Source organism: Sphaerochaeta sp. (assembly GCF_050256055.1).
In the GTDB taxonomy this organism is placed as follows: Bacteria; Spirochaetota; Spirochaetia; order Sphaerochaetales; family Sphaerochaetaceae; genus Sphaerochaeta.
The window spans coordinates 79,844-92,062 of the sequence record NZ_JBFWIJ010000004.1; the positions used below are offsets into that span (position 1 = coordinate 79,844).

The following is a 12,219-nucleotide window of genomic DNA, read 5'->3' on the forward strand; positions in this document are numbered from 1 at the left end:
GTAAAGGGATATAAAAGAAAAATGCAACAGATTTGTGCAAAAACTGCCGGATGCGTTGACAGAGGAGCCGTGCAAGGGCAAGATACCTACTAAGAAAGCATGCAAGAGGTGAGATAGATGGCCAGTTCAAAAGCATTGCAAGCGTATTTGGCTCAGACCAAAGAAGTAAATGAGGCAATGGTTGCCTACACGGCAGCCCTTGGGCACATTGCAGACGTGGATTCGATGATAGCTGCACGGATCGTACACGAATTGCACGACCAACGGACCCACCTGAAGTTGATCGCCAGTGAGAACTTCTCCTCAATTGCCAGCCAATTGGCCATGGGAAACCTGCTTACCGACAAGTACAGCGAAGGGTATGCCTACCACCGCTTCTATGCTGGCTGTGACAACGTCGATGCGATTGAGGCCGCCGCTTGTGAGTATGCTTGCAAGCTGTTTGGTGCCGAACATGCATATGTGCAGCCCCATAGTGGTGCTGATGCAAACCTGGTGGCGTATTGGGCCATTCTGAATGCCCGGATCCAGGTACCCACCTTAGCAGAACTCAACGTCACCAATCCCAGCGAAATGTCCAGGGAAATGTGGAATACCGTCCGCCAAAAATTGGGCAACCAGCGGTTGCTCGGTCTGGATTATTATTCGGGCGGGCATTTGACGCACGGCTACCGCCAGAATGTATCCGCACAGATGTTCGATGCCTACAGCTATGCTGTGGATGAGAAGACCGGACTGCTTGATTATGATTCTATCGAGAATTTGGCAAATGAAATCAAACCCTTGATCCTGCTTGCCGGGTACAGTGCCTATCCACGCAAGATCGATTTCAAGCGGATGGCGGAAATCGCCCATAACGTAGGAGCGGTGTTCATGGTTGACATGGCGCATTTTGCCGGTTTGGTTGCCGGCAAGGTATTCACCGGCATCTACAATCCGGTACTCTGGGCGGATGTGGTGACAACCACTACGCATAAGACACTGCGTGGTCCCCGCGGCGGCATGGTACTCTGTAAAGAGGAATTTGCCGAGAGTGTGGACAAAGGGTGTCCGTTGGTGATCGGCGGTCCGCTGCCGCATGTCATGGCAGCCAAGGCCATTGCATTCAAAGAGGCGCTTGACCCTGGTTTCTGCACCTATGCTCAGAAAATCGTTGAAAATTCCAATGTTTTGGCAAAAGCATGCCTGGATGCAGGCATTCCGGTTGCGACCGGAGGAACTGACAACCATCTGATGTTGCTTGATGTACGCCCGTTCGGCTTGAACGGCCGTCAGGCTGAAAGTGCACTTCGGGAATGCGGTGTGACGCTCAATAGGAACGCCCTTCCGTTCGATCCGAACGGCCCTTGGTACACCAGCGGACTGAGGATCGGGACTCCTGCAGTAACCACATTGGGCATGGGTGAGCCGGAGATGAAGGAAATCGCTTCCATCATTGCCTTGGTGCTCAGCCACACCAAGCCGGTCATTCTCACCAAAGGGGAGAAGGCCGGTCAGGAAAGCAAGGCGAAGGCGGTTACTGATGCTCAGGCAAAGCAGGAAGCCCAGAGTCGTGTGCTGGCCCTGCTCGATCAGTTCAAGCTCTATCCGGAACTTGATCTCACCTTCCTGCAACAGTACTTTCCTCTCGACAACGAGAGAAGCTGATGATAGCATTAGCGATGGTTGGAGGTTTGTGATGAGCAAGATTTTGCAGGATCTGCGTTATAGCAAAGATCATGAATGGGTTCGTATCGAAGGTGAGAAAGCCTATGTAGGAATCACCGACCACGCCCAACATGAACTCGGGGAAATCGTCTTTGTGGAGTTGCCTCCATTGGGAGAACAGTATGGCAAAGGAGAAGAGGTCTCCACCGTTGAGAGCGTAAAAGCTGCTTCGGCTATCCTCAATCCCATCGCCGGAACCGTACTGGAAGCGAACGAGGAGCTTGATGGTTCCCCGGAATTGGTGAATGAGGATTGTTATGCACATCATTTGTATGTACTGACCTCCTTCAGCCAAGAGGATTATCAAAACCTTTTGGATGCCCAATCCTACCAAGCGTACCTTGAAACACTGTAAAGTATAAAAGCAGACACCGCCGCCAGATCTGGCGGCGGTGTTCTGTCCATGTACGGGAGGAAACTATGGTTTATCCTTATATTCCCCATACCGATGAGGACCGGAAGCATATGCTCAAAGCCATCGGTGTGGATTCACTTGATCAATTGTTTGAGGTTCTGGGAGAGGATCTGCTGCTTGCAGATTCCGTTCCCATCAGCCACGGGAGAACCGAGAATGAAGTGCAGCGGATGATTGATTCCATTGCAGGTCGCAATATGCAGGGTATCCCATTTTTGGGGTGCGGTTGGTATGACCATATCATCCCTTCCACGGTTGAAGCCCTCTCGTCCTTGCCTTCGTTTGTCACCGCCTACACCCCCTATCAAGCCGAGATGAGTCAGGGGCTTTTGCAGGCAATTTATGAATTCCAGAGCATGATTTGTGAAATCACCGGTCTTGATGTCGCCAACGCCTCCTTGTATGACGGGGCAAATGCTGCATCTGAGGCGGCAAACCTGATGGTCGGAGCAAAACGAAAATCTACGACGGTTTTGGTATCTGAGACGGTGCATCCGTTCATTCTCCAGGTATTGGAGACATGGGCGAAAGGTACGGAACGCACGCTCCGCCTTGTTCCGGAAAAAGAAGGGGTTGCCGATCTTCTTGGTATTTCCGAATTACTGGATGAACACTGTGCCGGTCTGATCGTCCAAAGCCCGAACCGGTATGGGTTGCTTGAAGACTATTCCGGTCTTGCCGAGCAACTGCATGCCGAACATTGCCTCTTGGCAATCTACAGCGATCCCTTGTCCTTGGCGATCCAGAAAAGCCAGGCGGAATGGGGCGCTGACATTGCCATCGGCGACACCCAATCGCTTGGGCTCCCCTTGGCCTTTGGTGGTCCTGGTTGCGGCTATATGGCCGTTACACAGGATCTGCTGCGCAAGCTACCGGGAAGGATTGTCGGAGCTACGGTCGATGGGGAAGGCCGAAAGGGCTTTACCCTGACCCTTCAGGCACGTGAGCAGCATATCAAACGGGAACGGGCGACCAGCAATGTATGTTCCAACCAAGCATTGGCTGCCTTGATGACCACCATCCACCTTTCCTCCCTTGGCTGGGATGGTATGGTGGAAGCAGCATCGCAAAGTTATACCAAGGCGCATTACCTTGCCTATCATCTTGCCCAGCTCCCGGGAATGACGCTGATATGGGACAAACCGTTCTGGTGTGAATTTCCCTTGGTATTCTCGGATGCGAAGAAAATGCGCAAATTCATGCAGGAACTGCGTAACGAAGGGATTTTCGCAGGAGTACGTCTCGCTGCCCTGACCCGTCAGGTCAAGGATGAATTGGTCCTGCTGGTGGCGGTGACCGAAAAACGCAGCAGAGAGGAGCTGGAATTGTACCTCGCGGCAGCCAGGAGGGTGATGAAATGAAAGAGCCGTTGTTGATAGACTTGTCCAAACCCGGACGAAAGGCATTCTGCTTTCCCCAATTAGACCTTCCCAGGGGCTTTGACCAAGCACTTCCTTCGCTTCCCGCCGCATTGAGCCGGACAAAACCGGCCCGATTGCCTGAGGTTGCCGAGTTGGATGTGGTGCGGCATTTCACCCGATTATCCAACCTTGTCCATGGGGTGGACAACGGGATGTACCCATTGGGCTCCTGTACCATGAAATACAATCCCAAGCTTTCCGAGCATATCGCCAAAATGGAAGCCTTCACCCAGGTTCATCCACTGCAGGACACCGCAACGGTCCAAGGTTGTCTGTCCGTGATGTACAACCTGCTGGAAGATCTGTCTTCGATTACGGGTATGGCGTGGGGGACATTGCAGCCGTGTGCGGGAGCACATGGTGAGTACACCGGTTTGAAAATGATCCGCTCCTATTTCCAAAGCAAAGGGGAGGGAGAGCGGAACAAGATCTTGATTCCCATCAGCGCCCATGGGACGAATCCAGCCAGCGCTGCGCTCAATGGGTTTGAGGTGGTGAACATTGCCAGCAATGCGGATGGTATGGTGGATCTGGCGGATCTTGAAAGCAAGCTTGACGAGCACACCGCTGCGCTCATGTTGACCAATCCCAATACACTTGGATTGTTTGAGAAGCAAATTCTGCTCATTTCGAACCTGGTGCACCGCAAGGGAGCGATGCTCTACTACGATGGGGCGAATCTAAATGCGATCATGGGCATGGCCACCCCCGGTGATATGGGATTTGATGTGGTGCATCTGAATCTGCACAAAACCTTCTCAACTCCCCATGGCGGAGGAGGTCCGGGCAGTGGGCCGGTGATGGTCAAGGAAAAGCTTCGGCCGTTCCTGCCGAAACCGGATATTGAGCTCTCCGACAGCGGGTATGCCTATCGCTGGGATCTGGAGCATTCCATCGGAAAGGTCAGCTTTTTCTGGGGCAATTTCCTGGTCTTGCTGCGTGCTTATGTGTATATCCTTCGGATGGGCAGCGAAGGGTTGCGTGCCGCGTCGCGTCATGCCGTCCTGAATGCGAATTATCTTGCATCAAGACTGTCACCTGCATTCACAATTCCCTACGGGAAGCGGTGCATGCATGAGTTTGTGATCAGTCTGGAGGATCTGAAGCAAGCGTATGGGGTAACCGCACTCGATTTTGCAAAAGCTCTGATCGATGAGGGGTATCATCCTCCTACGATGTACTTCCCATCGCTGGTATCGGAAGCGTTGATGATCGAACCGACGGAAAGTGAGAGTCTGGAGACCCTGGATGCCTTCGCCGATACCCTTTTGGCTTTGCTTGAACGGGCGAAACAGGATCCCGCTTCCTTCAAGTTGGCTCCCCGGACTACGGTGGTGGGGCGTCTGGACGAAGTGAAGGCGGTGAAGGAACCGAACCTCCGCTACTAGCATCCTCTCGCACTTTTTGCTTGGCAGTCTCTTCATTCCTAGGGTATCCTAGAGATATGAAGAGACTACTGATACAAAACGGACTTCTCGTTGATACCGAATGGACCAGGCATGCAGACATCTTGGTGGAAGATTCGAAGATAGTGCGTATCGCTGCATCGATCGAAGCACAAGAGATTCCCGAGAATACGGAAATCGTGCATGCCGAAGGGCTGTGCGTACTGCCCGGGATCATCGATGCCCATACCCATTACCACTTGATAAGCAGAGGTACCGTGACAGCCGACTCGTTCGAGGAAGGCAGTCGCTGTGCAGCCTTCGGAGGTGTTACGTGTGTCATCGACTTTGCCGATGATGACAAGAGCGGCAACCTTGTGCGCTGCACGAACGAGCGGGTGGCGGCGATGGCAGAGGGAATGGCCGTCGACTTTTCCCTGCACCAGGGCGTATATTCCTATCGTGAGGGTTTGGAGGAAGAACTTGTCGCCCTGAAGCAAGCGGGTGTGAAGGTGATCAAGTTGTTCACCACGTACAAGAATGTAGGGTACATGATCGAGAATCCCAAGGAATTGAAAGCGCTTTTCTCCTTGTGCAAGAAACTTGACATCATGGTAAGCGTGCATTGTGAGGATGATGCAACCATCCAGAAGATCGACCAGTCGTACGAAGGAGCATATACTCCGGCAGCCCATGCCCTGCTCCGACCGAGCGAAGTGGAAGCTCGCGGCATCGATACGGTTGGCAGGATTGCCTTGGAACTGGATATGAGCCTGTATGTGGTGCATCTGTCCAGCAAGGCTGGGTTGCAGAAGGTCAGGGAACTCAGGGCTAAGGGCCTGCGGGTCATTGTAGAGACCACCCCGCACTATCTGTTCCTGAACAAGGAAAAGCTTGAGGGACCGGATGGTCCGTTGTATGTTATGACCCCTCCGCTGAGAAGCGAGGAAGACAACGAGGCTTTGCAGGAGGCGGTGCTCAACGGGGAAGTGCAGGTCATTGCGACCGACCACTGTTCCTTCACCCGCGAGCAGAAGCTTTCCAGCAATGACTGCCGTACGATTTTCCCCGGGATTCCTGGAACTGAGGAATTGTTGAGCCTTGTCTATTCCTTCGCCGCAAACAGCGGTCGGATCGGAATCCAGCAGGTGGTGAATCTGCTGTCCACCGCTCCGGCGAAAGCTTTCGGTCTGTATCCCCGCAAGGGTTCGATCCGCGTAGGCAGTGATGCCGACCTGGTTCTTTTCGATCCCGATGAGGCATGGACGATCAGCAAGGATACCATCCACAGTGCAAGTGGGTACACGCCCTATGAAGGCATGCAGGTCATCGGGAAACCGGTGATGACCTACCTTCGCGGGCGGTTGATCATGGGGGACAACATGTATCTGGGAATTCCCGGAAATGGGGAGTTCATACCGCAGCATGATGTGGGACGCGGCAAAACCATCATGCACTGAAGTATGTGCTGAACAGGACGCAACGGCAGCCGAGTGCTGCCGTTTTGTGTCATTTGGGAGTGTATGTCGGAGAATTGTCACACACAGCTGAATTCACTACACTACCGGAGAGGAGCTGAAATGATCGAAGGAATACTATTTGATATGGATGGGGTTCTCATCGACTCAGAGCCTGTTATTCTCCATGCAGCAATGTCGTACTTCTCAGATTTAGGGGTACAGGTACAACCGGAGGATTTTACTCCATTCATCGGGGCCGGTGACAAACGCTTTTTATGCGGCGTTGCAGAGAAATATGGCTTGTCGATTGATTTCGAGCAGGCCAGGCATACATTGTTCGCCTATTATGACCAATATGCCCAGGACCGAGGTCCCATGCCCGGTGTACATCGTTTTCTTACCAACGCAAGAAAAGCAGGGTTGAAGCTTGCCCTTGCCACCAGTGCCGCGAAGATGAAGGCCGAGATGAACCTGAAGGCCATCGGCCTTACTGAGGCTGATTTCGATGAGGTGGTCACCGGTGACCGCATCAGACGCAACAAGCCGAATCCGGATATCTATCAGCTGTCCGCCCTGAACATGGGGCTTCCTACCGACCAATGTCTGGTCATTGAGGATGCCATCAACGGCATACGTGCGGGAAAAGCGGCTGGATGCGAAGTATGCGCAGTCCAGACCACCTTCAACGTTTCCGAGCTTGCCGAAGCAGGAGCCGATTACATTCTCTCCTCGCTCGATGCCTTCGAGGATTTTTCCACGCTCAAGCAGTTCAATTCCTTGCTTGCATCCCTCAAGGGAAGCGATGAGCGAACGGTCTTTGGTGCCAACAAAGTCTTGGTTGCCGCTTCTCCGTTGATGGGAGAGGAACAATTGCTCGCCATTGCCGTAGAAGAGGCGTATGAGACCCGTAAGCATGCCTACACCCCCTACTCCGAGTATAAAGTCGGGGCGAGTGTCGTCAGTAGTGCCACCAACCGGGTATACAGTGGATGCAATGTGGAAAATTCCAGCTATGGGGCGACCATCTGTGCGGAACGGAATGCGGTGTTGCATGCAATTGCCGCTGAAGGTGCGTTGGGAGTCTCGAAAGTGGTGGTGGTCAGCGAAGATGCTCCTCCGGCTCCTCCTTGCGCCCAGTGCCTGCAGGTGCTTGCTGAATTCAGCCGACCGGAAACGGAAATCCATCTGGTTGACGTGGCCTATGCTGAAGGCAGGGGAGGTGTTCATCAGGTGTATCGGTTTGCCGACCTGTTGCCGCATCCATTCATTTTCCCGAGCATGAGGTCATGATGAGACGATTTCTCTTACTCTGTTCGCTTGGAATCGTGCTTTTGTTCAGCTCTTGTACCAACACAAGGCAAATGCTCGACCCGTATGTATTGGATTCGCAGATTCCTCTGAATGAAAAGTATGCTGCATTCTCCATTCCTGAAGTACAAATCAGCACTCCTGTCGTCTACCAAGACGGCAAGGCTTGGCGTGATCGGATCAAGGAATTGGTGGAGGGAGCACAGGACTACATCATCACCTCCTCATTTCTCGCTTCCAGTTCAGCCGAACTTGAGGATTTGTATGCAGCCATCGTGCAAAAGGCAAAAAGCGGGGTCCGGGTGTATTTTGTCGTTGATGGTATCGGTGCCTTCGATATGACCGATACCCGTTACCATTTGATTCCCCTCAATTTTCTACGGGACAGCGGGGTCCATATTTTGGAATTCAACCCGATGTCCGGCACCCGATTGATCAGTACAGTGGGTCTGGCCGTGCGGGATCATCGTAAATTCGTCATCGTGGATGGCAAACATCTGGCTGTAGGAGGGATGAATCTCAACTATATCTCCATCGGAGCGACCGATGACCAATTGCAGCGGGACAGCATGTATGAGTTTTATTCCCCGCAGCTTTGTACCATCATGCTCGATCATTTTGTGCCCTGGTGGAACGACCGAAGTTGGGAGACGGTGCGCCGGGAGGATTTTTCCGTCGACCAGACCACGCTTGATGGATTGGATACCTATACCGCTTGGTACGTCGACCAACATCCCGATTCAAAAAAGCTGAGCCAACTGTACGGGACGATGATTGCTCAGGCGAAGACAAGCATCGAAGTACTTCCGTTCCTTCCGTTCTTTGATGATTCCATGCTCGAGGCGTTCCGCAAGGCAAGTGAACGCGGAGTGAAGATCAAGATGGTCATTCCGTTCGATAAGCGGGAAACCAACCGAAAGGGAATTGAATACATGACCAAGCAATTGTTGACCATGGGCATCGATCTACGGGTGGAGAGCGAGAAAGTCCGGTCATTGGGCTTGCTGCATGAGAAACTGATGATCATCGATGACCGCTATGTGCTCGTAGGGTCGACGAATGTGAATTACCGTTCATTCAATCTGGCCTATGAGACTTCGCTGCTTATTGACGATGCCGCCCTTGCCCTCCAGCTGAAGGACCATTTTGCCGCATTGTACGAAAATACGATTCCCATTACCGAGGATATGGCCGATTCCTGGCACACCATTGATGCACTGCCCCGGTATCTCTTCGGGTTCTTTGGAGGTTGAGCATGAAACGAATGGTTGTTTTTTCCTGTGCCCTGATGATCGTGCTCAACATGCTCGGTGCACGTACCCTTGGCTACGGGGCAGGATGGTATGGGCAATCGGTTGAGGAAAGCCAAGGGAGGGTATCGAGCGGAACCGAGCTGTCGTTTGTCTACAAGCCTTGGTACCTGCCATTTGGCAACCCTTCCTTGACCGCAAAGGTTGCCGTGGGAACCGACCAGAACGGAGATTGGGTGGTTCCGTATCTCGAATGCGGAATAAATGTGGATATACTACGAACCATCAAGCATCCGTTCAACTCCATCAGCCAGAACGTCATCGCCTATACCCCGATGATAAGCATGGCGTATCAGTATGATCCGATGCGCCACATGACTTTGGTTTCGTTCTCAGCCAGTCCCTTCAAGTTGAGCGCCAAGGACTTTTGGTATGAATTCCTTGTTCCCTTCGTGGTCTATGACCCAGCCGACATGACCATGGACAGTTGGGGGATCAACCTCATCCGATATACCTTTTTATTCAAGTAGGTCCGTATGCAGAAGAAGTTGTCGTTGTGTGTTCTGGTCATATTGCTTTCCCTGCCTGTGTTCGCCGGGTATTTTGATTTGGCTTTTACCCTGGGGGGGGACGCGCACCTGTATGAGAGATCGCTTGACCCAAGCAGGATGAAACTGGCCACCGGCCTTTCGCTGGGATTAACCGACACCTGGGAATTGGATGCACAACTCGATACCCAGCTCATTCCCTCCTTGTTCGGAGATGCTTCGCTGTCGATCGTTGCACGGAAAGCTTTGTTGGGCCAGCGTTCCACGGCAACCAACGTAGCCGGGGTTGGGATCAACACCTTATTGGGAGCGGGACTCATGTTTTCCCCATACCGGATGGATGGGGCCTTTGGATTGTCCCACCTGCTTCTCTCCCTTACCCCGTTGACGGTAGGGACTCCGGTTGCAGGCAAGCGCGAGCGTCTGTTCACCCTGAATCTTGCCTACAACCTGGAAACACATCAAGTCAGTCTTCTCTTCGATGTGATTCTTTTCGATTTCTACGCTGTGGGGACGTATCGGGATTATCGTTAGCAGCTGTGCTCGAGGGCCATTATCTTATCGACACGCCGTTGGTGCCTGTCCCCTTCGAACTTGGCATCCATGAATGCCTCAAGCATGTCCACAGGATCCTCTGTATAGTCGATCCTTCCACCGAAGGCAATGAAATTTGCATTGTTGTGCCGACGTGCCATGCCGGCGGCATAGCTGTTCTGCGGCAAGGCGCAACGGATGCCTTCAATCTTGTTCGCACTGATGGAGATCCCGATTCCGGTACCGCAGAGTACGATGCCGAACTCATAGCCTCCCTTTTTGTATTCCAGGCAGGCTGCCTGTGCTTGGTCGGGATAATCAACCGATTCATTGGTAAACACCCCAAGATGGTTCACCTCATATCCGATTTTCTGCAGATATTCTTTCAAAGTGGCGGCCAATTCCACGGCCCCATGGTCGTTCGCAAGTACTACCTTAGGCATTTGTGTTTCCTCCGTACGTTGATGGTACCCGATTTGTCACACTCTGCCTAGCAGATCCGAGTTGCCAGCAATCGTCAACTGGAGTAGAATGGGGCATCCGAAGGAGTATGCAGTGGCTGAGATCTATGTGAGCGGGCATCGTAATCCTGATATGGATAGCATCTGTGCTGCATATTGCTATGCCTATCTGAAGAACAAGCTGGATCCTACGAATACCTATCTTCCGGTACGGTGCGGGAATCTCAACGATGCCACCAAGGCGCAATTCGAACGACTTGGTATCTCCCCACCCCCTTTCATCAAGGATGTACGGACAAAAGTGATGAGTGTCACCCGTACAACACAGGACGTGGTGCAAACCGTCGATCCGGTATACAAACTAGTCTCCTTCTACGGTTCTTCCAACAGATCCTCGGTCGTACCGGTCATGGAAGGCCAGCGATACCGCGGGTTGCTCAGCGTCGATGAAGTCAGTAGTTTCATCCTCAAGGAAAACAGCGGCAAACGTCCGGTATACCATTTTGTAGCGGAGAATTTTCCCAAGGTGTTGAAGGGCTCATTCCTGCAGAAAGGAAGCCGGACCACTTTCGATGCTCCGATCATGGTTGGTGCCATGCGGTATGTGATCTTCTGCAAACATATGGATGCTTTGGAAGGAAGCCCTCCCATTCTGGTGGTCGGAGACAGGGAAGATCACATTCGAAAAGCCATCGAACTGCAGATTCCGGCTATCATTTTGACAGGGATTGAGGATCAAGTCAGTGCAAAAGTGGACTGGGAATCGTATGAAGGGGTGGTGTTTGTCAGTCAGCATGACACTGCCGAGACGTTGCGCCTGCTGCGATTGTGTGTCCCTGTCGTCCAGCTGATGCTCCAGGACCCGCCGATTTTGCAATCGGACTGTTTGTTCGATGAGGCAAGGGATATCCTCGCTGACAGTGAATTCCGGGGTCTTCCGGTCTTCACCGGGAATCAGTATACCGGATTCGTGACCAGGCGCTGTTTTCTGGAGAAACCGAAGACCAAGCTGATCATGGTGGACCACAATGAGAGCGAACAGGGGGTTCCTGGCATCGATGAGGCGGAGGTTGTTGAAATAATCGACCACCATCGTCTCGGTGCGGCAAAGACCAGAAATCCGATCTTCATCTGTTGCGAACCCCTTGGTTCGACGTGTACGATCATCTATAAATTGTTCGTCCGCAATCAGGTAGAGGTTCCCGCACATCTTGCGAAGGTGCTGCTCAGCGGCATCATCAGTGATACCATCATGCTCAAGAGTCCGACCACCACGTTTGAGGATTATACTGCCGTGCAGGATCTTCTGCAGTTGGGGAATGTCGCAGACATGCGAAAATTCGGAGAGACGATGTTCCAAAGCGGGGCTTCGCTTGCCAAGGAAGATCCGCGGAAGATGTTGGAAGCCGACTTCAAGCAATACAAGGAACTCGGGGTGACGTTCGGTATCGGGCAGTGTGAAGTCACCACATTGACCGATGTCGACGACTACAAGACTGCATACCTCACCGAGTTGGAGAAGGTCAGACAAACCCATGCATTGGATTGGGCGATGTTCCTGATCACTGATGTCGTTCGGGAAAACAGCGTTCTGCTGATGACCAGTATGCCGCTCTTTGAGCGGAAATTGGCGTATGAGAAAGATGGGGACGGCAAGTTCTGGCTGCCGGGGGTATTGTCACGAAAGAAACAATTGTTGCCTGAAATCCTGCGTGTACTGGAAGAATAGC

The 12,219-nt window shown here is 52.5% G+C and carries 11 protein-coding genes; 10 read left to right on the top strand and 1 reads right to left on the bottom strand.

Annotated features, from left to right (window positions below; all coding sequences use genetic code 11):
• The first annotated feature begins 117 nt into the window (after positions 1-117).
• The 9 genes from AB7C91_RS02610 (at position 118) to AB7C91_RS02650 (ending at position 10,028) form a co-directional block, all read left to right on the top strand.
• On the top strand, positions 118-1,647 hold the full coding sequence (locus AB7C91_RS02610) for a glycine hydroxymethyltransferase (protein WP_332447945.1): 1,530 nt from the start codon (positions 118-120) through the stop codon (positions 1,645-1,647).
• Between the two features lie 31 nt (positions 1,648-1,678).
• Complete coding sequence (gene gcvH / locus AB7C91_RS02615; protein ID WP_332447944.1) at positions 1,679-2,062, top strand: glycine cleavage system protein GcvH; 384 nt, start codon at positions 1,679-1,681, stop codon at positions 2,060-2,062.
• A 65-nt stretch (positions 2,063-2,127) separates the two neighbouring features.
• Entirely contained in the window at positions 2,128-3,483 is a 1,356-nt protein-coding gene (gene gcvPA, locus AB7C91_RS02620) for an aminomethyl-transferring glycine dehydrogenase subunit GcvPA (protein ID WP_332447943.1), read from the top strand.
• On the top strand, positions 3,480-4,931 hold the full coding sequence (gene gcvPB / locus AB7C91_RS02625) for an aminomethyl-transferring glycine dehydrogenase subunit GcvPB (RefSeq protein ID WP_428589037.1): 1,452 nt from the start codon (positions 3,480-3,482) through the stop codon (positions 4,929-4,931). The genes gcvPA and gcvPB overlap by 4 nt, the downstream gene beginning before the upstream one ends.
• Positions 4,932-4,987: 56 nt before the next feature.
• A complete protein-coding gene (gene hydA / locus AB7C91_RS02630; RefSeq protein ID WP_428589040.1) occupies positions 4,988-6,388 on the top strand; it encodes a dihydropyrimidinase in 1,401 nt (466 codons plus the stop codon).
• Positions 6,389-6,508: 120 nt separating this feature from the next.
• On the top strand, positions 6,509-7,678 hold the full coding sequence (gene cdd / locus AB7C91_RS02635) for a cytidine deaminase (protein WP_332447940.1): 1,170 nt from the start codon (positions 6,509-6,511) through the stop codon (positions 7,676-7,678).
• Positions 7,678-8,949: a phospholipase D-like domain-containing protein gene (locus tag AB7C91_RS02640; protein ID WP_428589042.1), complete on the top strand. Its 1,272-nt coding sequence runs from the start codon at positions 7,678-7,680 to the stop codon at positions 8,947-8,949. Before cdd ends, AB7C91_RS02640 begins: the two co-directional genes overlap by 1 nt.
• Positions 8,950-8,951: 2 nt before the next feature.
• Positions 8,952-9,476, top strand: a complete 525-nt coding sequence (locus AB7C91_RS02645; RefSeq protein WP_428589044.1) for a hypothetical protein — start codon at positions 8,952-8,954, stop codon at positions 9,474-9,476.
• A 6-nt stretch (positions 9,477-9,482) separates the two neighbouring features.
• On the top strand, positions 9,483-10,028 hold the full coding sequence (locus tag AB7C91_RS02650; protein WP_332447937.1) for a hypothetical protein: 546 nt from the start codon (positions 9,483-9,485) through the stop codon (positions 10,026-10,028).
• On the opposite strand, the gene AB7C91_RS02655 is transcribed toward AB7C91_RS02650, so the two are convergent.
• A complete protein-coding gene (locus AB7C91_RS02655; RefSeq protein WP_332447936.1) occupies positions 10,025-10,471 on the bottom strand; it encodes an RpiB/LacA/LacB family sugar-phosphate isomerase in 447 nt (148 codons plus the stop codon). The genes AB7C91_RS02650 and AB7C91_RS02655 overlap by 4 nt on opposite strands.
• A gap of 112 nt (positions 10,472-10,583) precedes the next feature.
• On the opposite strand from AB7C91_RS02655, the gene AB7C91_RS02660 reads away from it, so the two are divergent.
• Positions 10,584-12,218, top strand: a complete 1,635-nt coding sequence (locus AB7C91_RS02660; RefSeq protein ID WP_428589047.1) for a putative manganese-dependent inorganic diphosphatase — start codon at positions 10,584-10,586, stop codon at positions 12,216-12,218.
• Position 12,219 lies beyond the last annotated feature (1 nt).

Coding starts and splice junctions, on each gene's coding strand:
- AB7C91_RS02610 (WP_332447945.1), top strand. CDS start 118: ATGGCCAGTTCAAAAGCATTGCAAGCGTATTTGGCTCAGACCAAAGAA.
- gcvH (WP_332447944.1), top strand. CDS start 1,679: ATGAGCAAGATTTTGCAGGATCTGCGTTATAGCAAAGATCATGAATGG.
- gcvPA (WP_332447943.1), top strand. CDS start 2,128: ATGGTTTATCCTTATATTCCCCATACCGATGAGGACCGGAAGCATATG.
- gcvPB (WP_428589037.1), top strand. CDS start 3,480: ATGAAAGAGCCGTTGTTGATAGACTTGTCCAAACCCGGACGAAAGGCA.
- hydA (WP_428589040.1), top strand. CDS start 4,988: ATGAAGAGACTACTGATACAAAACGGACTTCTCGTTGATACCGAATGG.
- cdd (WP_332447940.1), top strand. CDS start 6,509: ATGATCGAAGGAATACTATTTGATATGGATGGGGTTCTCATCGACTCA.
- AB7C91_RS02640 (WP_428589042.1), top strand. CDS start 7,678: ATGAGACGATTTCTCTTACTCTGTTCGCTTGGAATCGTGCTTTTGTTC.
- AB7C91_RS02645 (WP_428589044.1), top strand. CDS start 8,952: ATGAAACGAATGGTTGTTTTTTCCTGTGCCCTGATGATCGTGCTCAAC.
- AB7C91_RS02650 (WP_332447937.1), top strand. CDS start 9,483: ATGCAGAAGAAGTTGTCGTTGTGTGTTCTGGTCATATTGCTTTCCCTG.
- AB7C91_RS02655 (WP_332447936.1), bottom strand. CDS start 10,471: ATGCCTAAGGTAGTACTTGCGAACGACCATGGGGCCGTGGAATTGGCC.